The 24,487-nt window shown below is 45.2% G+C and carries 19 protein-coding genes; 8 read left to right on the forward strand and 11 right to left on the reverse strand.

Features of this window, described 5'->3' with window-relative positions:
• Window positions 1-11 precede the first annotated feature (11 nt).
• From H9L11_RS14180 to H9L11_RS14190, 3 genes are all read left to right on the forward strand, one after another.
• Window positions 12-896 carry an iron-siderophore ABC transporter substrate-binding protein gene (locus tag H9L11_RS14180; protein WP_005377718.1) on the forward strand — a complete coding sequence of 295 codons (885 nt, stop codon included), beginning with the start codon at window positions 12-14 and terminating at the stop codon, window positions 894-896.
• Window positions 893-2,869, forward strand: a complete 1,977-nt coding sequence (gene fhuB, locus H9L11_RS14185; RefSeq protein ID WP_205390853.1) for a Fe(3+)-hydroxamate ABC transporter permease FhuB — start codon at window positions 893-895, stop codon at window positions 2,867-2,869. The genes H9L11_RS14180 and fhuB overlap by 4 nt, the downstream gene beginning before the upstream one ends.
• Window positions 2,870-3,069: 200 nt before the next feature.
• Entirely contained in the window at window positions 3,070-5,292 is a 2,223-nt protein-coding gene (locus H9L11_RS14190) for a TonB-dependent siderophore receptor (protein ID WP_205390854.1), read from the forward strand.
• Between the two features lie 42 nt (window positions 5,293-5,334).
• Here the strand turns inward: H9L11_RS14190 and H9L11_RS14195 are convergent, their stop codons facing one another.
• The 6 genes from H9L11_RS14195 to H9L11_RS14220 form a co-directional block, all read right to left on the reverse strand.
• On the reverse strand, window positions 5,335-5,883 hold the full coding sequence (locus tag H9L11_RS14195) for a hypothetical protein (RefSeq protein WP_005377712.1): 549 nt from the start codon (window positions 5,881-5,883) through the stop codon (window positions 5,335-5,337).
• Between the two features lie 251 nt (window positions 5,884-6,134).
• A complete protein-coding gene (locus H9L11_RS14200; RefSeq protein WP_205390855.1) occupies window positions 6,135-7,910 on the reverse strand; it encodes an ABC transporter transmembrane domain-containing protein in 1,776 nt (591 codons plus the stop codon).
• A gap of 2 nt (window positions 7,911-7,912) precedes the next feature.
• Window positions 7,913-9,652 carry an ABC transporter transmembrane domain-containing protein gene (locus tag H9L11_RS14205; RefSeq protein ID WP_205390856.1) on the reverse strand — a complete coding sequence of 580 codons (1,740 nt, stop codon included), beginning with the start codon at window positions 9,650-9,652 and terminating at the stop codon, window positions 7,913-7,915.
• Window positions 9,653-9,922: 270 nt separating this feature from the next.
• Window positions 9,923-10,414, reverse strand: coding sequence for a type II secretion system protein (locus H9L11_RS14210; protein WP_009704256.1), 492 nt, complete (start codon window positions 10,412-10,414; stop codon window positions 9,923-9,925).
• A gap of 230 nt (window positions 10,415-10,644) precedes the next feature.
• A complete protein-coding gene (locus H9L11_RS14215; RefSeq protein WP_205390857.1) occupies window positions 10,645-11,988 on the reverse strand; it encodes a sodium/glutamate symporter in 1,344 nt (447 codons plus the stop codon).
• A gap of 427 nt (window positions 11,989-12,415) precedes the next feature.
• On the reverse strand, window positions 12,416-13,294 hold the full coding sequence (locus H9L11_RS14220; protein ID WP_005389067.1) for a LysR family transcriptional regulator: 879 nt from the start codon (window positions 13,292-13,294) through the stop codon (window positions 12,416-12,418).
• A gap of 103 nt (window positions 13,295-13,397) precedes the next feature.
• Between H9L11_RS14220 and H9L11_RS14225 the strand changes: the two genes are divergently transcribed.
• The gene (locus tag H9L11_RS14225) at window positions 13,398-13,685 is read left to right on the forward strand and encodes an antibiotic biosynthesis monooxygenase (protein WP_205390858.1); all 288 of its coding nucleotides are present in this window, start codon (window positions 13,398-13,400) and stop codon (window positions 13,683-13,685) included.
• Window positions 13,686-13,696: 11 nt separating this feature from the next.
• Window positions 13,697-14,674, forward strand: a complete 978-nt coding sequence (locus H9L11_RS14230) for a Gfo/Idh/MocA family oxidoreductase (RefSeq protein WP_205390859.1) — start codon at window positions 13,697-13,699, stop codon at window positions 14,672-14,674.
• Between the two features lie 84 nt (window positions 14,675-14,758).
• Here the strand turns inward: H9L11_RS14230 and H9L11_RS14235 are convergent, their stop codons facing one another.
• Window positions 14,759-15,445 (reverse strand): DNA-3-methyladenine glycosylase I, encoded by a 687-nt coding sequence (locus H9L11_RS14235; protein WP_205390860.1) that lies wholly within the window; start codon window positions 15,443-15,445, stop codon window positions 14,759-14,761.
• A gap of 86 nt (window positions 15,446-15,531) precedes the next feature.
• On the opposite strand from H9L11_RS14235, the gene H9L11_RS14240 reads away from it, so the two are divergent.
• Window positions 15,532-15,726: a hypothetical protein gene (locus tag H9L11_RS14240; RefSeq protein ID WP_005377692.1), complete on the forward strand. Its 195-nt coding sequence runs from the start codon at window positions 15,532-15,534 to the stop codon at window positions 15,724-15,726.
• A gap of 85 nt (window positions 15,727-15,811) precedes the next feature.
• Here H9L11_RS14240 and H9L11_RS14245 read toward each other — a convergent pair whose 3' ends face one another.
• From H9L11_RS14245 to H9L11_RS14255, 3 genes are read right to left on the reverse strand one after another with little or no spacing between them, the layout of a single operon-like run.
• Complete coding sequence (locus H9L11_RS14245) at window positions 15,812-18,622, reverse strand: Hsp70 family protein (RefSeq protein ID WP_205390861.1); 2,811 nt, start codon at window positions 18,620-18,622, stop codon at window positions 15,812-15,814.
• Window positions 18,623-18,677: 55 nt separating this feature from the next.
• Window positions 18,678-20,642 carry an Hsp70 family protein gene (locus H9L11_RS14250; RefSeq protein ID WP_205390862.1) on the reverse strand — a complete coding sequence of 655 codons (1,965 nt, stop codon included), beginning with the start codon at window positions 20,640-20,642 and terminating at the stop codon, window positions 18,678-18,680.
• Window positions 20,642-21,274, reverse strand: coding sequence for a DUF2760 domain-containing protein (locus H9L11_RS14255; protein WP_017634945.1), 633 nt, complete (start codon window positions 21,272-21,274; stop codon window positions 20,642-20,644). The genes H9L11_RS14250 and H9L11_RS14255 overlap by 1 nt, the downstream gene beginning before the upstream one ends.
• A gap of 291 nt (window positions 21,275-21,565) precedes the next feature.
• Between H9L11_RS14255 and H9L11_RS14260 the strand changes: the two genes are divergently transcribed.
• Together H9L11_RS14260 and H9L11_RS14265 are read left to right on the forward strand one after the other, a co-directional pair.
• A complete protein-coding gene (locus tag H9L11_RS14260) occupies window positions 21,566-23,107 on the forward strand; it encodes a sensor domain-containing diguanylate cyclase (RefSeq protein WP_005377686.1) in 1,542 nt (513 codons plus the stop codon).
• Between the two features lie 83 nt (window positions 23,108-23,190).
• Window positions 23,191-23,721 carry a 3'-5' exonuclease gene (locus H9L11_RS14265; protein WP_042522915.1) on the forward strand — a complete coding sequence of 177 codons (531 nt, stop codon included), beginning with the start codon at window positions 23,191-23,193 and terminating at the stop codon, window positions 23,719-23,721.
• Between the two features lie 241 nt (window positions 23,722-23,962).
• Here H9L11_RS14265 and H9L11_RS14270 read toward each other — a convergent pair whose 3' ends face one another.
• Window positions 23,963-24,403 (reverse strand): TerB family tellurite resistance protein, encoded by a 441-nt coding sequence (locus tag H9L11_RS14270; protein ID WP_017820644.1) that lies wholly within the window; start codon window positions 24,401-24,403, stop codon window positions 23,963-23,965.
• Window positions 24,404-24,487: the final 84 nt, after the last annotated feature.

Here is a 24,487-nt window from a genome sequence, read left to right on the forward strand (position 1 = left end):
AGGTTGGAATAATGAGCAGTACAAACACTCGACTTAAACATTTCTCTTTCGCTCTCTCACTTAGTGCGCTTTTGGTCAGTTCTTTTCAAGCACTAGCTGACGCATCACCTCGGGTGATGTCGGTTGATTGGACACAAACTGAAACGATGTTGGCTTTAGGGGTCGTACCTGTAGGCGTTGCTCAAGGGCAAGATTACGATGCTTGGGTAAAATCGCCACCGTTACCACCTCAAACTAAGGATGTAGGGTTAAGAACTCAACCCAATATAGAGCGTATTTACGAGCTCAGACCTGACCGTATTTTTATTGCCCCGTACTTCTCCTCAATGAAGCATCGCTTAGTCGATATTGCCCCCGTTACCACGATTGACTTATATGAAAGCGGGATTACGGATTGGTCGGTACTTACCAGTTTCACTCGGAGGTTTGGTGAAGAGCTGGGAAGAGAGGCGGAAGCAGAGGCGCTTATCCAACAATATGAAAAACGTTTGTCTTTATTAAAACAGCGTATAAATAAAGGCCAGCCGCCACTTCTAATGATTCAGTTTATGGATACAAAGCACGTACGTGTTTTTGGTCAAAATAGTCTTTACTCCCAGGCTATCGAAAAGATTGGGCTGAGTAATGCATGGAATGAAAAGACGAATAGCTGGGGCTTCAGCCTAGTTGGCATCGACAAGTTAGCTGGCATAAAAGCTCAAATCGTTATCGTAGAGCCATTACCTTATGGTGGAGCGGAGCAGCTCTCTCAAGACCCATTTTGGCAATATGTTGTTCAACAATCTGGTGAAAAGGTCATGCAAGTCGCGCCCGTTTGGAGTTTTGGTTCTATGCCTTCAGCCCTCCGTTTCGCAGAGTTAGTTACGGCGAGTAAGGTCGAGGAGTTAACACAATGAAAACGATGCCTTTAAGCTTTGTGGTGTTACTTTCGGCATTTACCTTTTCTATTGGTGCTTTCCAATTGTACCAAGTAAGCTCATTTTCGTTAGCTCTAAGCAGTTTATGGGAGCCTAACTTTCAATCTATCGATTCTGTTTTACTTCACTTTAGCTGGTGGCCTCGAGTCTTCACCACGATTATATCTGGTGCTGGATTAGCGGTTGCTGGGGTATTGATGCAGCAAGTGCTGCGTAACCCTCTCGCTTCACCCACGACACTTGGTGTGGCGAGTGGTTCAAGTTTTGCTTTGATGTTAGCTACGCTATTCGCACCTTGGATGTTGGATATCGCGCCTAATTTGGTTGCTCTCATCGGCGGTGTGATATCGATGGGGTTGGTGATGCTGTTGTCATGGCGACGAGCGTTATCTCCAACGGTTGTCGTCGTTTCTGGGTTAGTGATAAACCTGTACTTTGCATCATTAAGTACGGTTATTCTGATGATGAATACCGAAAAGCTGAATGGGTTAATGATATGGGGAGCCGGTTCGCTTGTTCAGAGTGGATGGGGAGATTTCTCGTATCTTGCACCTCGAATCGCACTTGCTACGGTCGTTGCATTTGTGATTGCAAAGCCGTTAAGTCTGTTGGAACTCTCCGAGCAAGGTGCCAAGAGTTTAGGTGTCTCGTTAGCTAAGTTGCGTTTTGTCTGTCTTGGGCTTGCGGTGTTAATCACTTCTTGGGTGGTTTCTGCCGTAGGAATCATCGGTTTCATCGGGTTAGCGGCGCCAGCGATTACTCGATTGATAGGTATCAATAAAATCCAGCATAAGCTTTGGGTATCAATGCTGATTGGTGCCATGTTATTGACTTTAACCGATTTGGTTATTCAGCAACTGCCAGGGCTAATGGCGAGTTTTATACCAACGGGAGCAGCAACGGCTGCATTGGGCGCTCCGTTACTGTTATGGCTGTTACCTCGTTTATCACAAAAGACGCAGAGCCATACTCAAACAGTGTTAACTCGACACCGTCAACATGTTTACAGGCTAAACCCTAAAGCGATCTCATTGGCGTTGATCGGCACGTTAATTTCTGTTGTTCTTTTTGCCACGGTTGCTGTGCAAAATGAAGGGTGGACAAATTTATTTGCTAGCCAAAATTGGATTTTTTTGGAATGGCGCGCACCTAGATTATTTGCAGCAGCAATTGCGGGGGCAATGTTAGCGATTGCTGGAACCATGATTCAACGCCTAAGTGGAAACCCAATGGCAAGTCCTGAAGTGATCGGTATCAGTTCAGGGACAGCGATGGGATTGATCATCGCGATGTTTACTGGGTTTGGTTCGTCAATTTTCACTCTTTCTCTAGGCGGGCTCGTAGGTGCATTAGCGACGGTATCAGTCATTGTGCTGCTAAACCGTAAGTCAGGCTTTCAGCCGGAGCGTATTTTGTTGACTGGTATTGCGATTACCGCACTGATGAATGCAATACAGAGCTTTATTCTAGCCACTGGTGACCCAAGAAGTTATCAAGCATTGGCTTGGTTGTCTGGGTCTACCTACTATGTCTCGGTTGAAACGTTACTCCCATTGTCTTTATCTGCGCTTGTCTTTATAGGGTTGAGTTTTCTCTGCGTAAGATGGCTAGATATTCTTCCTGTCGGTGCCGCTTCCTCTAAAGCACTTGGAATTCGAGTTGATCGTTCACGCGCAATACTGCTTCTTTTAGTTGCTTGTCTCACGGTCAGTGCGACATTGGTTGTTGGCCCGATTAGCTTTGTTGGGTTGTTGGCTCCGCATTTAGCTCGCTTATTTGGTTTTAACAAAGCGTCACAACACATGTTATGCGCCGCGATACTGGGGGCAGGGGTGATGTTGTTGGCTGACTGGTTGGGACGACAGGTCCTTTACCCGCAAGAAATACCAACAGGGCTTATGGCGTCTCTCATTGGCGGTTTGTATTTAATGTGGGGTTTACGCCGCTTATAGAAATGAGCTAAGCCTCAACCAAGAAAGTACTTATACAAATAAGCACTCGTAGTGGCATTCGTAACCTATGCGAGTGCTTTATGCAAAACCTCTGGTTTGTCTTTTACGGAAACAACTGGCGATGCCGTAACTCGCTTTTCTTTCAGCGGTCGCTGAAGTCATGAAGGGTTGGTTTGGCTGCCGACAAAAAGGAGAAGAATATGACTCGGCAGTTTATGCTGACACCAACGTCGATGGCGGTTGTATTAGCTTTATCAACGCCAAATGTCTTGGCTCAGGAAGATGAAAATATAGTTGTGATTGGACAGCAGCAAGACAGTGCAGTTGGTCCTGATTTTAGTTATCTTGGAGCGAAGAGTCGGGCAGCGACGAAAACTGATATTGCCATCAATGAGACTCCAAGAGCGGTGTCTGTTGTTACGCGAGAGCAAATGGATGATCGTGCCTCTATTAGCATTTCTGACGCGCTACAGTACACACCAAGCATTCAAACTAACTATTTTGGCGAAGATAACAAGCAAGATTGGTTTATTATTCGTGGTTTTAAACAGGCGAACAGCGGGTTGTATCAAGATGGTACCCGTTTATATTCTTCTGGCTTCTATAGTTGGCAAATAGATCCGTTTGCGTTAGAGAGGGTTGAAGTTTTACGTGGTGCAGCGTCTGTTCTTTATGGGCAAAACCCTCCAGGTGGGGTTATCAATGTTGTCAGTAAGCGACCTCAATTTGATGGGGGGTCAGGACTTGTATCTTTGGAGTACGGTTCTGAAGACCGTAAACAACTTTCTCTTGACGTAAACTCTGAGGTGAGTGAGCAGCTAGCTTTCCGCTTTCAAGGGTTAGCGAGAAAAAATGGGACGAGAATTAGTGGGGTAGAAGCAGAGCGCATTCTTCTCTCTCCATCGATGACGTACAAATTTAATGAGACGTCTGAAATTACCTTTCTAACGAGCTATCAAAAAGACGACTCAGATCCTTATCTGCAATTTTTGCCAGTTGAAGGAACGTTAACGCCAAACAAAAATGGAAAGATCAGTGATAGTTTAGCGATAGGCAATCCTAACTGGGAGACGTTTGAGCGTGAGCAGGTGTCTTTAGGCTATGAGTTTTCTCATGCATTTAATGATACCACTTCATTTGTTCAAGCAGCTCGTTACAGCGAAATGGATGTTAAGCTAAGACAAATGTATTCGTACGTTTACTCGGCTGACGTGCCTGCGTTGGGGCCGGCTTTGGACCCATCAAATGAACGCAAAACCATACTTCGGGGTGCTTCAACAGAAGATGGCTCATCTGATGCTTTTAATATCGATAATCGTTTGATGCACCAAGTAAATTGGGGAAGTGTTGAGCATAACTTGATGTTGGGCATAGATTTTCAAATGATCAGTATCGATGGTAAAGATTTTGCCAATGACCCTATCGTTGCTAATGGTAATGCATTATTAAACACACCAATGGGAGCTTTGCCCGATCCTAGGTTTAATGTATTTAATCCTACTTATTCGGATAACATAATGTTACTCGATCCGAATACGCTACAACCATTGAGCGAAACCGATAAGCAAAGAACGAAAATCGATAATCAGCAGCTCGGCGTCTACTTTCAAGATCATATGCTGATCAACGATAAATGGGCGATGTTATTGGGCGCACGTTACGACGATACAAGTAATGAAGTACATAATGTTACCACGGGTGCTCGCACGAAAGTCGATAATGGAGAGTGGACGTTTAGCGTGGGAACGGCTTATATTTCTGATTCTGGCTTCACGCCATACTTTAGTTACTCTCAGTACTTTGATCCAATTATTCAAGAAGACAGCAATGGTAAGCCAGCGAAGCCTGAAAGCGGTGATCAATTTGAAATCGGTATGAAATACCAACCGGATTCATTTGATGGCTATTTCAATATTGCAACGTATCGGGCAACAAAAGAAAACTTGGCTCGTATCTACTTGAGTGAATTAACGCAAATAGGAAAAATAGAAAATAACGGCGTTGAGTTTGAAGCTGTAGCTAATGTGACACCATCCTTAACATTGATCGGGAACATTGCGTACGTTGATGCAGAGATAAAAGAAGACATCAATAAGGCATGGGTTGGCAAAACACCTTCCCAAGTGGCGAATACCGTATCATCAGCTTGGGCACATTATCGTTTCTTTGATGGACCTCTTGATGGCTTTGCTGTTGGCTTAGGCGCGCGCTATACAGGTGAGTCATACGGAGACAATGAAGAGAGACTAAAAGTACCAAGTTATTTCTTAATGGATGCGACGGTCAGTTATCGAATCGGCGATTACAAGCTACAAGTCGCAGCTAAAAACATCGCGGATAAAAAGTACATAGCGACATGTGATGGCTTTTGTTGGTATGGCGACCGACAAAATGTTATTGCAAGTTTAACTTACGACTGGTGAGTTAACGTATAAATAAACACCCCTCACTTTAGGGGTGTTTATTTAGAAATCGGCTTTACGGACAAAGTGCGGGTTTTTGTACTTTTTCTGCGGGCCAAACGATGATACGACAAGTTTGTTCCATAATGTTTTGTCAAACTCACCCTTTGGAATCGAAGGGTAGAGGGTTTCCTCTTCTTCTCTTGCAAAGTTCATATATTGTTTCTTTTTAATTTGATTGTACTTTTTGGCGATCTGGTTATGTTTTCTTACCCACTCCAGCTTGTAATTGTGGAGCACTTTTTCACCATCTTCGAGACTCATCCGAGATAGGAACAGTCGCTTGTATGAGACCTTTCTGTCCAGCATTGTGCGCATAACGGTTTGGATATATTTACCGTGATGCGTAATGGTAATGTCGTTTTCATCAATAGGAGTGACACACCAGCCTTTAGGTAAAAAGTCTGGCTTCTTAAATTGCTTATTACGCTCCATTAGCGCCTGATGTAAAACTAAATCAGAGGTGCCGCGGAACGTCTTTTGCCATTTACCGATACGAATTTGAATCGAACCAGGCAAGCGATAGATGTTAGTAAACTTATCTTTGTCCATGGACTTGTGTCATGAGATTAATGTGCATAATTAGAAAGCGGAATTCAGCCCAATGCCACAGGCAGTAGACTTGAGTACCGTACGATTTTACAACGACCTTGCGTGATATAGCGAGGGGTTATGTCAATAATAGGTAAGAAATAGAAAATTAGTTCACATTATGAAGAAATTGGAAGCTAACAAGGCTAAATTTTGAAGTTACACCAATTATGCCCATACCAACTAAATAAAAAGAAGGCACGGGCATAAAATCACACCGCTTCTTCGAGTTGCTTGGTGTCTTCTTCAATCTGTTGTAGATGTCGGTTTGCTTGCTGTAACTGATACATTTGAGCATAACGACCATTTTGCGTTAAGAGTGCTTTGTGTGTGCCTTTCTCAACTAACTCCCCATGATGAAGAACAATGATTTGGTCTGCATCTAGGATAGTTGAAAGCCGATGAGCAATAACAACGAGCGTCATGTCTTGTCTGAGTACCGCCAAGCTCTTTTGGATTAAAGCCTCTGTTCCTGAGTCAATATTTGCGGTTGCTTCATCTAATATCAATATCTTAGGTTTTACCACAAGCACACGTGCTAACGCCAAAAGCTGTTTCTGACCCGCAGATAAATTAGTTTCGCCTTGACCTAACTGCGTGTCTAGCCCGTTAGGGTAACGATGAATTTGTTCTGCCAAACCTACCTTGTCTAACGCATCCCATATTTGATTGTCATCAACCGCCCGACTGAGAGAGATGTTTTCTCTGACTGAAGCAGGGAGAATATGTGGGTCTTGCTGTACCATCGCAACGTCTTTACGCAGCACGTCTTTGCCCAATGATTTTAATGGACGCCCGTCAATCCGCAGTTCACCGATTTCGGTTGGATAGAACCCCATGAGCAAAGAGGCAAGTGTACTTTTGCCGCTACCGGTGTGGCCAACAAGCGCAATAAAGTCTTGATGCGACGCTTTCAGCGAAATGTCTTTCAATACGTCTTGTTTGCCATCATAGCTGAAAGTCAGGTTACTAAGCTCAATCGCACCTGTTTGCAGTGGCTTATGGTCATCGCCGTATGTTTGCTCTTGCGCATCAATCAACTCGAATACACGCTCACTCGATACCAATGCTTGTTGAAGCAATGCCAACTGCTGTGTCATCTCAATCAAAGGCTCGGTCACGCGCGCTAGGTAACTGATGAAAGCGTACAGAACACCCACGCCAATCAGCTCGACACCATTGAAGCCAAAGATAGCGACAAGAGAGAGTAGGGCAAGGCCTGCGAGCAAATCCATCAGAGGGCGCAATAGGTAGCCATTCAAGCGAATCACTTTCTTCGAGGCAACCAGATGGTCGTCAGTAAGGCCGTTAAACTGTTTGTTGAAGCGCTCTTCTTGCAGCATTAACTGCACCACACTCATACCTTGAATGGATTCACTTAAATTGGCGTTAATGTCGGTCAGTAGGTCACGCATGTTTCGATAGCTTTCTGTACTGAGCTTTTTGAACAAGTACATAAAGCCGATCACGATTGGCAGAAGCACCAGCACGACGATGGTCAGCTTCCAGCTCATGTAAAACATAACGCCCAACATCACCAAGATCATCACTGCGTTTTTCACCATTGTGGCGATCAGTAACTCATAAAACTGTTGCAGCGATTCCGTATCGTTGGTGATACGAGAAACTAACTTACCCGCAGGAGTGTAATCAAATGCCGATAAAGGCTGCTTGATCACGCCAGAGAAAACCTGTTTACGAATCGTTTTGATCGTGTTGGTTGCCACAATACTAAATTGCAATGATTGGAAGTATTGAAACACCGCTGAGATAAGCTGCAATGCAATGTAACCTGCGGCAAGTGAGATCAATATGTCACGCGAGTAATCACCTTTCGCGATGTGTTCATCAATAAAATATTGAATCAGCCAAGGTCCGCCAGCACTGGCTAACGCCGCGATAAACAGTAGCGCCAAGCCTTTTAGCATCGGCTTTGGCTGTGACAATGGGTAAGACATTAACCGTTTAAACGTTGTCGATTGCTTCATGATTAGTCCTCCATTGCCTGTTCTAGTTTCTGGTACTCGTACATTTCCGCATACCAACCCTGACGTTCCAGAAGTGCCCCATGCTGGCCACGCTCTGCTATGTGCCCGTGATTCAATACCACAATCTCTTCTGCCGCTTCTAGAGCAGTGAGGCGGTGGGCAATAACAATCAATGATTGCTCTCGATAGTAAGTCTCTAAGTTCTTCAGAATCTGGTGCTCGGTACGTCCATCAACAGCGGATAGGGCATCGTCCAATACCAACACTTGGGCATTAAGCAGCATAGCGCGTGCAATGGCGATACGTTGTTTCTGACCTCCAGAGAGGGTAATGCCTTTTTCGCCCACTTCTGTTTGGTAGCCTTCAGGAAACTTCTCAATATCGTCGTGGATACAAGCCAGTTTCGCCGCTCGATAAACGTCTTCTTTTGAGGCGTTTGGGTTGCCCAGAGCGATATTGTCGAAGATAGATTTAGAGAACAAAAACGGGCTTTGGTTAACAACCGCAAAACGGTCTCGCCACTCTGGCAGGACTGCGTCCTTGATTTTGATATCACCAAACTGAATCGTACCGTTATCCATGTCATGTTGACGAAGTAGTAAGGTGAGTAAGGTTGATTTACCACTGCCAACTGGGCCTGCAATTCCCAGCATTTTTCCTGGCTCAAGGGTGATGTGAACATCAGTTAGTGCTGGTGGCAGATCTTTAGACCAATGGAACTCGTCAATTTTGATCTGCAAAGGCAAAGGTTGAGTGCCCAATGACGTTTCACCACTGACGATCTCAGGCTTTTCATCGAAGATTTCTTGCAGACGGTTCCACGCGGCAGAGCCTCTTTCCAAGATGTTAAATAGGAACGCGAATGCCAGCATAGGCCAGATCATAAGACCCAAATACATAGTAAATGCGGTCAAATCCCCAAGTGTGATATCACCTTGGTCAACTAAGTAGGCACCAGACGCCACGCTCAAAAAGAAAGACATACCAATAGTCAGCTGAATGGCTGGATCAAAGCGCGCATCGACACGGGCAACGGCAATGTTCTTCTCGCCTGTATCATCCACAACCTCTTCAAAACGTTGCTGCTCTTGGTTTTCTAACCCGAAAGCACGCAGCATACGTACGCCATTTAGTGACTCTTGAGTCATGTCTGACATAGTAGAGAAGGCTTCTTGTGCGATTTTGAATCGTTTATGCAGAATACGAACGATGAAGAAGATGATGATGGCAAGAAACGGCATCGGCAATAATGCCATTACTGTCAGCTTCCAACTGATTTGCGTCACCATGATGATCAGTACCGCGATGCCAGTGATCAGAGAATCGGCCGCAGTTAACACGCCTTCACCTGCGGTCATAACAATGTTGCGAACATCGTTCGTACCACGCGCCATCAGGTCGCCAGTTTTGTAGCGTTCAAAGAATCGAGGGGGCTGAGTAGAGACATGACGATAAAGGCGATTACGCAAAATGGTGCCTAGTTCCCAACTCGCGCCAAATAACCAGATCCGCCACAGTATTCGACAGCCATATATCGCAAAAAACAGCACAATAAGGCCCAATAACCACATCACTAAGGTACTGGTTTCGAGGGTATTATCGACCACACCATCGACAATAATACCGACCGCTTTGGGAGGAACAAGCTGAAGGGCGGAAATGACGGCAAATAGCAGGATGGACCCCACATATTGTTTCCATTTAAGTTGGAAATACCAACGCAGCTGCCAGAATATTCTCATTTCGCCTCCTGCTTAAATTATTGAATTTGTTATGGAACCATTATTGAGCGAATTGATGAGTTTACAAGCATAATTTTTGAGCGAAATGAAAAACAACACAATGTGTCGATTTTATAGAGGCTCGATGAATCGCCGCCTTATGTATTGCTGAAAGGGGAGGATGTAACAAGATATTGTGAAATTAATGTTAATTACAGTTTTGAGGGGTTCCGTCTCAAACAGAAAGGAAAGCTTCAAAAGTATCACTCTTGAAGCTTGTTTTTACCGGTTTTAGCAGTCTCTGGTTTGAATTCCGTACTTTATTTGACCACCCGCAGTTTTGGGATAATAGACTTCTACGTAGCAAAGGTTGAAGATGTCGACAGGCTTATTAGCAAAGCCAATTAAGAAATAGGGTTCATCTTCATCGTCCACTCCGTACCAACGATTGATAGTCAGTTTTGGGTCAAAACCGGCGAGCTCTTTTGCTGGAATCACATTCTTGATATATCCGTAGTAGCCAATCAGATCGTTGACGCCATCGTTATTCAAATCAATGTTCATCAGTTCACCAGCGTCGACGTTCTCTTGCGATTGGAGCACGGCTTTTGCGTAGACTTGATTGTTGGCTGTCATCAGCGCCTCACGGGCACCATACAAGACAGCAATGCGGGCATCCTTCTGGATACCAAGAAATTTTGGGAGCGCAACGACACTTACCACCCCAAGAATGACGATACAAACCACCAATTCTATCAGTGTAAAACCTTTGGTATTACGCACAGCCAACCTCCGAATATGTATTTTTATAGTCTGCTATTCTGGAGCAAAATTATGGCTGGAAAGGTATTGAAAAAGAATGAAGTTATGCGATGAATGATTCGGTTCTAATATATAAAACAAGTTGCTTAAAATTGCATTCGGAATTTATTCAATTTCACACAAAAAGTAAGTGTAATATCAATAAGAAAAAGCCCCAATCCTTTGAAGATATGGGGCTTTAAATCATCGCTTTATGAGGTGCTTGTGACTGCGTGTGAGCCTTGTTTGAAAACAAAACGCCAAATGAAAAGAACCACGGCTATGTAAGCTAGACCAACGCCAAGCGCTTGCCAGTGCATGCCGTTATACATCGCGATTGGCATCAAAGAGATGATGAAGATGTCAGTGATTGAGCCTGGGACATAAGCGATGGCGTAATCATCAAGTACCTTGCTACGCATCCTTGGATCAACGATACGAAGTAGAGCAATACCCATAGCTACCGTACCGGTCAACCAACCCCAAGAGAAGATGCCTTTCTCAAACCAATCTTCACCCATGATTCGCGGCGCTACCCAAAAGATTAACCAAAGTGTGAAACTTACACCGCCAATTGCTAGTACTACCATAGGCATTAAGTACTGGGCTAAGACGGTAATCTTGATGGCTGAGATACCAAAGATAATCAAATAATCGGTACTGATGCCCGCAGCGTGTTTGAATGCACCGTCACAAAGATAGCGTGAAGCTTTGGTTTGTTTCGCGATGATTCGCACAAGCATGCCACCAAGGAAGCCAGTTACAAACGTCGGGATCTGCACCTTATCGTGGAAAGAAGACAAATAGTTGGCAGCGACATAAGAGAAAGCGGTTACGACAACCACTAGCGCAGCGTGAATCGCGAAAGAATCAACCGATAGGGAAGACATGGTGTCTTTCATTACCGGTTCTTGATCATCAGGCTTAACAAGGCCTTTGCGCTCATGTTCATCCATGCTATCGAATGTCGTAAAGCTACGAATCCAACCCATCTTCAATGCGAATTGCAACATGAGCATGCCGACAGAAATCGAGATGAAGATACCCACGGTTGCGAAGGTTAAGCCTAGTGTGAAGCCATCTTCCCAGCCGAGTCCCGTGAAGATTTCACCAACCACAGAGGCAGAGCCGTGACCGCCCATAAAGCCTGCAGACATTGTTACACCAAAGCCGGGATTAATCTCTGGCCAGAAGAAGGTAGTGATCGCAAGACCAAACATTGCTGCAAATAACCACTGAGAAACAGAAGCGATTTGGTTGAATGCCCACAATGAGCCAGCGCGCTGTGCGACGGTTTTAGGTGATGGAACATCCGTTGCCAGACCTAACGCAGAAAAAAGTGCAGCAGTTAACAGGCTTGCGTTAGCGGTAAAGGTATCGGTCCAAGGCAGTACGTTTAGCAGGGCTGGTCCAAAAATTAGACCGAATAATCCCGCTAGAACCGCCGATGGAATGTACATACGTTGCAGTAATGGCATGTGAACGCGAATGACTTTTGCCAAAATCAATAGTAAGCCAGCAATGGCTAAGTCAGTCAGCATTAGACCTTTAGGCATTTTATCCTCCAGTAAATGCAGTCAAGGGGTAGCGTCCTTGTGACCAACCTTGATTGAAAAATCACTCCCAACGAAAAAAGTCACATACGTGACCAAAAGTGTTGAGAAATCAATGTCGTTTTCATAAGCAAAGGAATGTGCTTATGCAGTTTGAAATGAGTGCAAATGTCGTGATTGCGCACGAAATTGAAGAGAAATTAGATTAAATTTCTCGATGTTATTTTGATAGTTCACTCAGGAAAGGCGGCAATCCTAGTTACTTTGTCAGAGCAATGCAATTGATGGTAATCAATAAATGATGTTCACTAAATGAGCGTTCTTTACTAACGGCATGAAAAATAAAGACAATTAACGAGAAATAATATTTGTCATATCGACAATAAAAGTTGATTGAATGGCTAAATTATCGCCGCTTTATGAGGTGGCGTTACGGATTCACATGCGAAAGAACAAAATCAACCAAGGTGCGGTTTTTAAGGGAAAGCTGTTTTGAACGGTAAAGCAGGTGGATCGGTTTTGGCTTGGGAGCATGTTGCTGGAGAATTTCTACCAAGGCACCAGATTGGATTTCCTGTTCAACTAAGATCTTTGGTTGCAGAAGAACACCAGAGCCTTTTAACGCGGCAAACTTAAGTACATCGCCATTATTAGACGTTAATCGGGTGTTGCTGTTTCCAAAGGTATTAGATGGCATGTTCACCACTTGTTGGCTTTCTCCTTGGTGATACTGAAACCCCAAACAATGATGGTGTTCAAGGTCATCAAGCGATTGGATAGGGGCATGTTGCTCAAGGTAAGAGGGTGAGGCGCAGTAAGTCATGTGGTATTCACCCAATTTTCTCGCGACTAACGACGAATCGACCAATTCACCGATTCGAATAATCACGTCAGCTTCGCTTCGATATGGGTCAATCAAATTGTTATCCAACATCAGCTCAACGTTCAAATCGGGAAATTCAGCTAAGAAGTCAGCCACGATAGGAGCAATGACCTTTTTGCCATACGTGACAGGGCAGTTAACTTTTACTGTTCCGGTTGGACGGTTGATCAGCGTCTGGATCAGGTTCTCTGCGTTGGTGATGTCTTCAATAATGCGGTGGCATTCTTGATAGTAGAGTCTGCCAGCTTCGGTTAAGGACTGTTTACGCGTGGTGCGATGAATCAGCTGTGTACCTAAGCTTTGCTCAAGAAAGCTCACGTGTTTGCCAACCATGGTCGGTGAAATATCAAAGTGGTGTGCTGCATTACGAAAGCTACCGTGTTCGACCACGTAAGCGAAAACTTTCATGCTTGTTAATTTATCCATTGCACACCCATAGTTGATAAAGAAATAACTAAAGCAGAGTTTATCAATCAAATGAGGTTAATTACAGTGGGCGTATGATTAAGAATGGAGAAAGAGAGCCATCATGAGCGAGACGATTTTTGTTACCGCCGAACTGAAAATGAATGCCGATAAGCCAAGACAACAAGTGGTTGAAGCCATTGAACTATTTTGCCTTGATATGCAAAGCGAAGCGGGGTGCTTGCAAGCGAATGCGACCTACGATTCTACAGATCCACAACGTGTGATTCTTTGGGAGCGATATGAAAACCGCGCCGCGATTGAAGCGCATTTTGCTATGCCGCATACACAAGCGTTTATTGCGGCTGAAATGGCAGAGTTAGTTCAAGCATTCGAAACCCAAGCTCAATAGGAGACGTGAACATGAAATGGGGCATTTTAGGCACAAGCTTTATCTCAGGAGTCATGGCTGAGGCAATCCAAGGCGATGACAAGAGTGAACTGTACGCGGTTGCTGGGCGTTCGAAACAAAACTTAAAGGCATTTGCTGAGCAATATGGCATCGAGAATACGTTCACCGATTACGATGCGTTGATTGCCGATGAGCAAGTCGACATTATTTACATCGCATTGCCAAATCACCTTCATCATGACTTTATCGTTAAAGCGGCTGAGCAGGGCAAAGCGATTCTGTGTGAAAAGTCACTCTCGGTAGATATGGAAAAAACCGAGTTGGCACTAAAAGCAGTCGAAACGCACAAGGTATTCTTTGCTGAAGGTTTGATGTACTTGCATCACCCGTTGATCAGCGAGTTGGTTTCGGTGCTTAAATCGGGAGAGATTGGTGAACTTCGCTCGATGCATACTTCTTACATTGCATCGATTGCGCAGTTTGTTAATCCAGACAGTAAAGGTGCTTTGTATAATTTAGGTTGTTACCCAATGTCATTGGTGCATTTGGTGGTGAAAACCATGTTGGGTGAACAAACCTTTGAGAACCGTTCAATGACGGCGATCGGTCGACGAGGTAACGATGGGAATATCTGTGAATCGAGTTTGATGATGCAATTCGGTGAGCAACAAACGGCGAGCGTACACACTGCCGAAGATCACGGATTGAAACACCAATTCACCATTCTGGGTAGCAAAGGCTGTATTACGTTAGATTCAAACCCATGGCTACCAACGCAAGAAAACCAGTTTAGTGTGGAAATTTACGAGACGTCGAAGCGGGAAGTGTTTGTTCCGGCAGCTGGGGACGCTTTCTTCTATCAAGTGCGCAATATCCGCCAAGCGGTTGAAGCTGGGCGTACCTCGTTAGAAAACCCTTGTGCAGCATGGGAAGACTCTCACCGTATTATGCAGCTACTGACTGAGTGGGAATCACTGGCTTCAAAGTAAGTCTGTACTTGAACTGATGAACATAAAAACGGCGTACTAAATCTAATGATCAGTGCGCCGTTTCTATTTTGTGTTCAATCTGGATTAAATGCGATTATCGCCGGTACTGAACGCAATGATTTGGCTGATCTCAGACAGGCTTCTGCCACTTTCTTGCTGCCATTGAACAAACGCTTTGTTGGTTGCATCGAGCGATTTTTTCGTATCTTTGCCACCTTCAATGATCTTGCAATTACGCAGGTAAGCTTCAACGTCGCTAGACAAGATGAAGGTATCAACGCCCATTTGACGCAGTGTGTAAGGACCGGTATTGCCACCGAGGCGATTGCCGCGTTTCTTCAAATACGCCCATAGGTCGGTGATTTTCTCTTGCGGCCAATCGGCAACCATTTTGCCAAACGAGCCGTATTCGATTTTTGCTTCGTGGATCATACGCGCGTTGGCAGGAATCGACATGACTTTAGTGAGGTGGCGAATGATGCGTTTGTCGGTTGCTTTGGTTTCCCATTGCTCGTCTGACAGCATCAACAGCGGCTCAATCTTAAATCCGAAGAACACTTCTTCGAAGTTCGGCCATTTGTTGCGAACCACGCTCCACGAAATCCCACTTTGGAATACCTTCATTGAAAAAGCGGCCAGCCAACGGTCGTCGGGAATCGCTGCCAGCTCTTCTTTGCTTAGTGGATGAGACAAAAGCGCTTCAAGTTGATCTTCACCACCTTTACGCTCGGCAGCGCGCTGGTAAATCGAGTCAAATTTTTCGATACTCATAAAAGAAGTTAGTCCTAGTTTATGTCGATATTTGCGAAACATACTACGCTTAAGTGGCTGAATCGTAAATTGATGGAGTGTCACAAATGAAGAAGGTCACATTAACGTTTGTCGGAGAAGGTTCGGATCGTATTGCGGAAAAATTCTATGCGTGGATGACGGACGGTGGGTTAGAAGACAGCATGATTGAGAATTTATCTGACCGTGAAATCTCAGTTGTTGGCATCAGTGATATGGATAATGAAACGCGTGATGTGGTGATCAATACGGAAATGAACTAACGAGTCGTCTTTCGTCAGCTATTAGAATCAGATAAAACAAAGCCCTTCACGAGAAGGGCTTTGTTGCGTTTATAAGCGTGAGAGCCTAGTTATTTACCAGCGTCAGACCGCTTGGCAGTGCATCACCGAAGATACGCTTCGATTCGCTCTCAGATAGCTCTTTGACTTCTTCAACCAATGATACCCAAGATTCAGGTACCTTGCTTTGCTTCAACTTAGACAGTACCTGTTCACGGTAGTCGTCTGAGATATCGAATAGGCGGTCACCCGTCTTACGACAAATCATTACAGCTGCAAACGCGATCATTGGCTCTTTCTGCCAGTTCTGCTCTAACAGCTTAGGCAACCACTGTTCCGCTTGTTCACGAGGAACGACGTTATGCTGACTGCCATACAAAGGCGTACGTGATGCCAAGCGCCCCATTGCCCACCAGTGTGCTTGTTCAAACTGGTTATGGTTGATGGCTTTGCTCAAGAACCACGTTGCCAATAGAACTTTGTCTTCGACTTCTAGATGCTCCAGAGAGGCTGACAAACGTACCATCGACTCGTAACCCATATCTTGTGCCGCTTTGGCGGATTGTGGGTTTTTCATCGCACCAGGATGTAGGTATTTCGCGATGTCCGCCAAGATGGTCTCTTGTTGCTCTTGGCTCAAGCCACCTGCGATACGACGCCAGAACACCCACCAGTCGGTCCAACCTTGATGGTTCTTAAACTGAATGTTTTGCTGGTAGAGACCCCAAACTTGCTCAATGCGCCATGAGTCGGTTGGATCGCCAAAGCCAGGACGCAGTGCAAAACCTGCCAAACGAAGCCAGTTTTTCTCGTGCTGTTCAGAACGACGGCGACGCTTACGACCTTGTGCAAAGGTATCAAACAGTTGACGTAGGGTAGTGAAATCCCATTCGTCACGTTTGCCAAGTTTCTTCTCAAGATCTTTGGCTAAGGTTTTGATCTCTTTGCTTTCTGCGCTTTTCTTGTTACCGCTGTAAAGACGAGCGATCAGCTCCTTACATTCGTTCAGTTTAGGGTGAAGCTTAACTTGCTCGCTGTCGTCGGTTTGCTTGTTACGAACTTCGAACTCCAGCTCCCAACGTTTGTTATCGTCTTCTGCGCTGACACATTCCATCTTAAGCGTGCCGACTTCAGTCAACTGACACGCCAATTGTACTTCTACGCGCTCTTTTTGGTTGGCTTGCAGTTCGGCGCCTTCACCTTCAAGAGTGGTGATATAAGGTGGCAGAGGAGCAAACAAGTCAGGATCGACGTCCACCATCACACCGTTTTGAATGGCGGTGTTATTGGTTAAGGTGTCGTGGGTAGAAGTCAGCAGGTTAAAGCGAACAGGTTCACCTAGGGTAAGCGAGAAACGACGACCACTTAAGCGGATCTCGTGTCCTTCTTCTGTACCTTTTGCAAGTAAACAAAGTGCTTTGCCCATCTTGTTCTTTTCTTGAAGATGTAAGAAGTAAGAACGCGCTGCACCACCACCAATTTTTAGCTGTGCACCACGACGTGCTTTACCAAACGCAACAGCACCTAGTGCAACAGACCAATCTGGATGTGGGTTATCTAATACCGTAACCGGAGCGCCGCGCCAATCGGACAGTAGGGTAGTGACTCGCTCAGTCACAAGTTCACTATTGAACACACCACCGTTAAGTAGCAAACCTACCGGAATTGCATTTTGTTTGTCGTCTTCAATGCCAAGAGCGGCACGAGCAACTTGTTGGTGCTGAGTTAAGAACTCGGCTACGTGTTTGCTCACTGCTGGGTCAGCAACGTATGGAAGACCAAACTCGACAACGGCGCTGCGGCGTTTGTCTGGTACTTCACTGAAATCAGAAAGCGGGAAGAAGCCATCCAAAGCGATTTGGTGCACTTCTTGTTTGCTCAGCCCAATACTCTTTGTTCCGCCAAGAAGTTTCGAGCCGCTGCCTAGCATGGTGATTTTTACTTCTTCAGGTGCACTTGCTGAAAGCAGGTTTTCTTTCGCCTTACGAGTTTGCTGAATCAGCTTAGTCAGGCTTGCAGCAGTGAGCTTCTTACTTTGGTTGAAGCGGCTTTCCGCAAGGTGCGCTAATGCTAAGTCGAGGTTATCACCGCCCAGCATCAAGTGTTCGCCAACACCAATACGATCAAGGGCTAGTTCATCTTGAGAAGAGAAACTTGCTTCAATCAAGCTTAAGTCGGTAGTACCACCGCCCACATCACACACCAGAATCAGCGGCAACTCTTTGAGTTCATCAGCTGCGGTTTGCTGGTGGCGTGCGTACCAGTCGTAACATACGGCTTGTGGCTCTTCGAGCAGGACGATTTTCTTTAAACCAGCCAGCTGTGCAGCTTCAAGCGTGAGTTTACGAGCGGTTTCATCGAACGACGCTGGAACGGTCACAACCACATCTTGGTCTTCTAGCTTATTGCTAGGATGACGGTAGTTCCATGCTTGGCGAATGTGGTTGAGGTAGCTTGCGCTGGCAATAACGGGTGAGACTTTATCTACGTCTTGCGCGCCAGCCCAAGGAAGAATGTCTGAGCTACGATCCACTGCTTGGTGCGATAGCCAGCTTTTAGCACTGGATACCTGACGTCCTTCCACCTTAGCGCCTAATTCACGAGCCCATTCACCCACGATCACATTGCTAATGTCGCCAGAGACAGGTTCGTTTTCCCAAGGAAGTGTTAGGTCAGAAGGGGAGATTTGACCAACTGCAGGGTGATAGCGGAAAGAGGGCAGCAATGGTTTACGAACCACTTCACCCGGACCAATCAATTGGTCGATGTCGAATAGGGATACTTCGGATTGTTCAAGGTTGTCGGTGATTTCACAGTACGCCACCACAGTGTTTGTGGTGCCAAGGTCAATACCAACAAGAAAACGAGGAGATGCCATACAAACCTTCGTGTATTTAAAAACGGCACCCGATTGGATGCCGTTTGATTTCTATTTATTCTTCTTCGTTTGAGTTGCTTTTCGCGTCTTCGCGCACATCGAACTCAACATGCCATTTTTGACCGTTATCAGCGGCAATGGCTTCTAAGTAAAGCGTACCAAGCTCTGTGACGCGAGAGGCTAGGGTTACCGGAACCACTTCACCTTCACGACGACCTTCAGATACAGGCAGCGTTACTTGGATTTCTGGAAGCTCTTCAAGCTCTTCTGGAGCCCAGTAGTCTAGGTGAGTACCTGCTAGGTCATCACGACGAACCGTTGAGCCGAAGAATTGGAAGTTAACAGGCTGACCGATGATCAAACCAAACTCTTGGCTTGGTACGTCAACGCTTGAGCCTTCTTCCATACCAAATGGTGCAACACAAAGTGCTTCCATTGGAGGCGCCATGCCCGGAATCGCTGGCATTGCACTTTCGATACCCACGTAGTACGCCGAAGCAATACCACCACGGATACGAACGCCTTGACCACGACGTACAGAGCCGTAGTAAGCCGCACCGCTAGCAACCGCAAGGTCTAGATCCACACCGGTTAGGCGTTTTGCCATTTCTGCATCTGCTTCAATTAGCCATTCGTTGATCGTGTCTTCTAGACGAGTTGCTAGAAGTTTCGATTTCAGAACTCCACCGTTGAATAGGATTGCGGTTGGCTTGATGAAGTCAGCTGATTGCGCTACATCCGCACCTGGCATACCAGGCATGTTCGCGAATGGGTTGAAATCTTGAGCTGCTGCTTCTGCGCCATTTCCTGAAGTAGAAAGAGCATTGGCTTGTTTAGACAAGAACGCAGCAATGTGACGAGTAATGCCTGCATCTTGTGCGTAAGGCAGACCCATTTGCGTTAGTGCACCACGGTTACGTTGAACAGGGTGGTCCGTAATCGCAACTTGAGGGAAGAAGCCGTCAACCAGTGTTTGTTGTACTTCTTCTTGAGTCAGTTCTGTTTTCAGTGTTGCGCCAAGCAGTTTAGAACCACGGCTTGGTACTACGATTGGCACTGACTGAAGTTCGCTGTCGTTCAATAGCGCTTCTTTCGCGTCACGACATGCGTGTGTCATTGCCTGAACCTGCCATGGTTGTAGCTCTTTGCCTTCTTGCGCTAGCTTCATCTTCAAGCGGTACGCAAGTGCAAGATCCATGTTGTCACCGCCAAGTAGGATGTGTTCGCCTACCGCGATACGGTTCAGAGTTAGGTTGCCGTCGTCTTCAGTTACTTCAACCAAAGAAAGGTCGGTTGTACCACCACCGATATCGACCACAAGCACGATGTCGCCAACTTCAACTTCGTCGCGCCATTTGTCGTTGCTGTTATCGATCCAGTTGTAAAGTGCAGCTTGTGGCTCTTCTAGAAGTGTTAGGTGCACAAAACCAACGTTGCGTGCTGCTTCTGCAGTTAGATCGCGAGCAGCAGGATCAAAAGAAGCAGGAACCGTAATGGTTACGTCTTGATCGGCAAGGTTGTGATTTGGGTTCGCGTGATTCCAAGCGTCTTTTAGGTGCTCTAGGTAAAGCTCTGTCGCACGAAGAGGGGATACTTTTTCCACTTCTTCTGGGCTACCTGCTGGCAGGAAAGCATCACGACGGTTCACACCTGCGTGGCAAAGCCAAGATTTCGCACTTGCAACAAGACGAATTGGTGTTTTTGAACCTAGGTTACGTGCAATTGCACCAACTAGAGCTTTTGGCTCGCTCGACCACGGAAGAACGCGTGATTGCGGGTTCATTTCGTGTTCGTGTGGTTGGTAAAGGAAAGAGCCTAATTGGCTGCGAGTCTCTACCGTACCCGGCGCAGTCAACTGCGGGATAGGCATCACTTCAACGCGAGCGTCTTCGTCGTGAGTATCAACAAAAGACATCACACAGTGTGTTGTACCTAAGTCGATACCAACACTGAATTTAGGCGTCTGTTGAGTTTCAACAGACGCTTCTTGAGAATGGTTTTCTTGGTTCATGTGTTCCATTACAGCTCAACCTCAGCTGGAGCGATCACAGATGCGTCGTAGTTCTCAGCCAGTTTAGGCAACGTCATTGATGTTGCCTTCCAACCTTTGTGAACTAGCGTGCCGTTAAATGGCGCGCTGCCTGTTACGTTGCCAGTTAGGCGGATTTCTTGTGGGTTGAAGCCTTCTTCAACCGTAATGCGAGTTTCTTCGTCTTCGTTACGAACGTGCGCTAGCGTCACGTAGTCGTTCAGTACTTTCTGACCACCAGTGTGGATTACGCGAGCGGCTGCGCCTACTTCTTCATCAGAGAATGACGTTAGGTCTTCTTTTAAGAAGTCAATCAGACGAGCTTCTTGTTGCATGATAGAAAGCAGCTGCATTGCAGAGTCTGTTGATGCGGTTGCAAGTTTTGATTCAACTTCTACAACACGCTCTACGACTTTCTCTACTTCTACTACTTTTTCTACTTCAACGATCTTCTCAACTGGTTTCTCAACCTCGACGATTTTCTCGACTGGTTTTTCTACCACTTTCTCGACCACTTTTGATTTGCGCGACACTGCAACTAGAAGAAGCAAAACGCTCGATGCGGTTAGGCCAGCGTGAAGCATATCGAACGTTTGAGGAATTAGGTTCAAATCAATGTTCATGACGTTTTTTCTCTTTCTATTGATTTATTGGTGCTCAGTATTGGCTCATATTTGTTCACTAAAACGATCGTCTTTGCGATCTTGCACCAAGTTTAGACATTAAAATGATGACGGATGGTAGCATATTCAAGGCTTAAGGCTGTAATAATTCGTGACTATACCGTACGAACAGCGTGAAAAATCGACGATCAGACTCCCCAATATAGGTTGTTGCTTGATGTTTGTGCGTTGCTAACGCAGTATTTCAATAGATCCCGAAGTTTAACTTACGGAAGTATCAAAAATTACGATATGACACAAAGCACCGCTCATAAGAGCTTTATAAAACGACATTCAGACTCTATTTTAGCTTTTTTGGCGACTTTATGTGTCACTGCTGGTGTAGTAGGTGCTGCTTATACAATGCAGCAACGGTATACACAGACGACGTTTGATACTTTAGCCGACCGACAAGCAGAATCACTTAAAGCAAACGTCGAGAATGATCTAAAGTTCATTGGTGCGGGCGCAAACTTTTTCCATTCGATTGAGCGAAGCTATTGGCCATCGTTTCCTATGTATGCGGAACAAGTGATTAATAGCTCGCGAAGTCTCATTGGACTTCAATGGATGCAAAAGGTCGAATTCGAAGATCTTGATGAACATATTTTAAAGACCCGTCAAAAATTTCCAAACTTCCAACCGTTTACCGTTCCTAAAGATGGTCCCAAAACCTACGGGTACATTTTTGAACACAATGAGCCAATTTTTATCGCGTCGGATATCTACCCAAGAACACCGGAAAACCTTTCTCTATTGGGTTTCTATTTTTCGCGCAAACGCTTCGATTTAATCTTGGATGATATTTCCGAAAATGGGCGAGCGAATGTCTCGGATAAAGTTCGCTTACTGCAAGATGGTTATGACAAGTCCATACCTAAGACTGGGTTGCTGGTGTTCCATCCAGTGTTCGACTTCGAGAACAAATATTTATTAGGAGTAGTGACCGGCGTTATCCGAAGTACGGTTTACTTTGAGGATTTGATTACGAAAACCGCGACGGAGCTCGATATGTCGGTGCGCGTAGAAGATTTGGGATTCGACGCAGCAGATGACCCTGTTCTCTTTCAAAGTGCTAGCTGGGATAACATTCGAGGAACCGTTATAAGCCGAACCATTCAACTGCCTAACCGTGAATGGCGTATTGACTTTAAGCTTTCTGACGCAGTCTCAGCTTGGGAGCGTTCTATTTTAGCGGGCACGACGCTAGCCGGATTGGTAATCGCCTTTTTGATCAGTTGGATTGTGAATTTACAGTCTCGAGAAAAAGAGCGCTTAGCGGTCATGTTGGAGCTCAAAACCGTTGAATTAAAAAGAATGGCAGAGCGAGACCCTCTAACTCAACTACTGAATCGCCGGGCATTCAACGATCATTTGCTTAATCAGATAAACAAAGGTGTTAACTTCGCCTTGGTTGGTTTTGATATCGACCACTTCAAAGTGATTAATGACAAACACGGCCATTTAGGTGGAGATGAAGCGTTACAACATGTTACTAAGCTGGTCAGTGCTAATTTAAAACCGGGAGATAAGTTTTACCGAGCTGGTGGTGACGAGTTTTGTATTATTTCTAAAGTCATTGATAGAGCAGTGCTAGAAGCTTACCTAGAAAAATTACGGAGTGTTGTGGCAAGTACGGCTTTTGATTATGGTGATGCGTCAATCATCTGTACGTTGAGTATCGGTGCGGTTATCCATAAAGAAGAAGATCCTGAGAGCTTGTATCACAAAATGGATAGTCAACTCTATTTGAGTAAAAAAAACGGCCGTAATAATGTGTCGATCGGCGATTAAATGGGCGCACAAATTCGAGTTTTACGCCGTGTTACGATAGAATCGCACGCTTTAAATTTTTATGTTAGGAACCAAGGCAAACTATGAACCATAACCGTATTGTATGCTTCGATTTAGAAATGTGTTGCTGGAACGAAAATGGCGTCGGCAGCACGGGTGAAATTATCGAAGTGGGGTTAGCTGAAATAGATTTGTCTAAAGGTGAGATAGTCAAGCGTGCTCAATACTACGTGAAACCAGAACAAGATGAAGTGTCTCTGTTCTGCGCTGAGTTAACGGGCATCACACCACGTAAGATTGAAAAACAAGGACGCCCACTAGAAGAAGTGCTTAAATCCATGGTTAAGAACTTCGGTGGTCGCAACAAAATCTTTGCATCTTGGGGGCGAGATGACCTCATTCTTCTAGAAGAGTGTAAGCAAAAAGGTATTGAAGCACCGTTCACAGAGTTCATCAACTTAGCGACACTCTACCGTATTCAAAATCGTCTTAAAGATAAACGTATAGGCCATCGAGCCGCTCAAGAAGCAAAAGGAATAGACTGGGAAGGGCGTCAACACTCTGGCTATGTAGATGCATATAACTTAGCTAAGCTTGCTTTGACCATGTTTTAGTTATTCGAACCTAGCTAGCTTGTAATTAAATAATCATCCAACCATTGTTGTTTTGTCATGCAGTCTGTTTAGTGTGGAAAGAGCTAAACACATACCTTGACCAGTATTTTAATAACAATGTCGTTGGCTTATTGAAAAACGCGCAGAGTGCGCGTTTTTTTATGGCTACAGAAGCGATATCTGTTGTCATTCTAGGGGTAGCTTAGAGTTAGCCAGCGACTTATATACTCATCTCGTCACTTTACTGAGACTGTAACTTCGCTCGAATGAACTCGCTGTGATCAACATAGAGTAGCTCTGCTGTTTTACGGATCACCGCGTCTTCTAGCGGGTCAATTTCGCCGTCTGCGTAAGCGACTTCCCACATGCTTTTGATTAAGTTGTAACGAGTTTCTTGAGTCAGTTCTCTTAGTTGAGAGGTAAAGTCGTACAGCGAAGCGGAATCTTTAATTTTCTGTTGCGCTTGCTCTAACAAAGTATTTGATTCCTCTTCATTTAACGAAAGCAGTTTCATCAATAAAGAGCGCTTTGTTTCTTGTTCTCTATCATCGACACTATGGTCTGCGCCAGAAACTTCACAAAGCAAACACGCGATAGCCATGTTAGGGGAAAGTGTGTTGGTTTGGCTTAAATCAGAGCCATCAATGAGTTGTTTAAATAATGATGTGAGAGAATTAAACATAATGAACACCGAGCTATTGTTTATTTGGTTAACATGGTAATAAATACGGAAGATCTCAAGGTGCGATACCAAATTTAGCACGCC

It is taken from the genome of Vibrio sp. sp1 (genome assembly GCF_016920955.1).
GTDB classification, from domain to species: domain Bacteria; phylum Pseudomonadota; class Gammaproteobacteria; order Enterobacterales; family Vibrionaceae; genus Vibrio; species Vibrio alginolyticus.

Coding starts and splice junctions, on each gene's coding strand:
- H9L11_RS14240 (WP_005377692.1), top strand. CDS start 15,532: ATGAAGAAGGTCACATTAACGTTTGTCGGAGAAGGTTCGGATCGTATT.
- H9L11_RS14220 (WP_005389067.1), bottom strand. CDS start 13,294: ATGGATAAATTAACAAGCATGAAAGTTTTCGCTTACGTGGTCGAACAC.
- H9L11_RS14255 (WP_017634945.1), bottom strand. CDS start 21,274: ATGAACATTGATTTGAACCTAATTCCTCAAACGTTCGATATGCTTCAC.
- H9L11_RS14235 (WP_205390860.1), bottom strand. CDS start 15,445: ATGAGTATCGAAAAATTTGACTCGATTTACCAGCGCGCTGCCGAGCGT.
- H9L11_RS14225 (WP_205390858.1), top strand. CDS start 13,398: ATGAGCGAGACGATTTTTGTTACCGCCGAACTGAAAATGAATGCCGAT.
- H9L11_RS14205 (WP_205390856.1), bottom strand. CDS start 9,652: ATGAGAATATTCTGGCAGCTGCGTTGGTATTTCCAACTTAAATGGAAA.
- H9L11_RS14190 (WP_205390854.1), top strand. CDS start 3,070: ATGACTCGGCAGTTTATGCTGACACCAACGTCGATGGCGGTTGTATTA.
- fhuB (WP_205390853.1), top strand. CDS start 893: ATGAAAACGATGCCTTTAAGCTTTGTGGTGTTACTTTCGGCATTTACC.
- H9L11_RS14230 (WP_205390859.1), top strand. CDS start 13,697: ATGAAATGGGGCATTTTAGGCACAAGCTTTATCTCAGGAGTCATGGCT.
- H9L11_RS14270 (WP_017820644.1), bottom strand. CDS start 24,403: ATGTTTAATTCTCTCACATCATTATTTAAACAACTCATTGATGGCTCT.
- H9L11_RS14215 (WP_205390857.1), bottom strand. CDS start 11,988: ATGCCTAAAGGTCTAATGCTGACTGACTTAGCCATTGCTGGCTTACTA.
- H9L11_RS14180 (WP_005377718.1), top strand. CDS start 12: ATGAGCAGTACAAACACTCGACTTAAACATTTCTCTTTCGCTCTCTCA.
- H9L11_RS14200 (WP_205390855.1), bottom strand. CDS start 7,910: ATGAAGCAATCGACAACGTTTAAACGGTTAATGTCTTACCCATTGTCA.
- H9L11_RS14265 (WP_042522915.1), top strand. CDS start 23,191: ATGAACCATAACCGTATTGTATGCTTCGATTTAGAAATGTGTTGCTGG.
- H9L11_RS14260 (WP_005377686.1), top strand. CDS start 21,566: ATGACACAAAGCACCGCTCATAAGAGCTTTATAAAACGACATTCAGAC.
- H9L11_RS14245 (WP_205390861.1), bottom strand. CDS start 18,622: ATGGCATCTCCTCGTTTTCTTGTTGGTATTGACCTTGGCACCACAAAC.
- H9L11_RS14250 (WP_205390862.1), bottom strand. CDS start 20,642: ATGGAACACATGAACCAAGAAAACCATTCTCAAGAAGCGTCTGTTGAA.
- H9L11_RS14195 (WP_005377712.1), bottom strand. CDS start 5,883: ATGGACAAAGATAAGTTTACTAACATCTATCGCTTGCCTGGTTCGATT.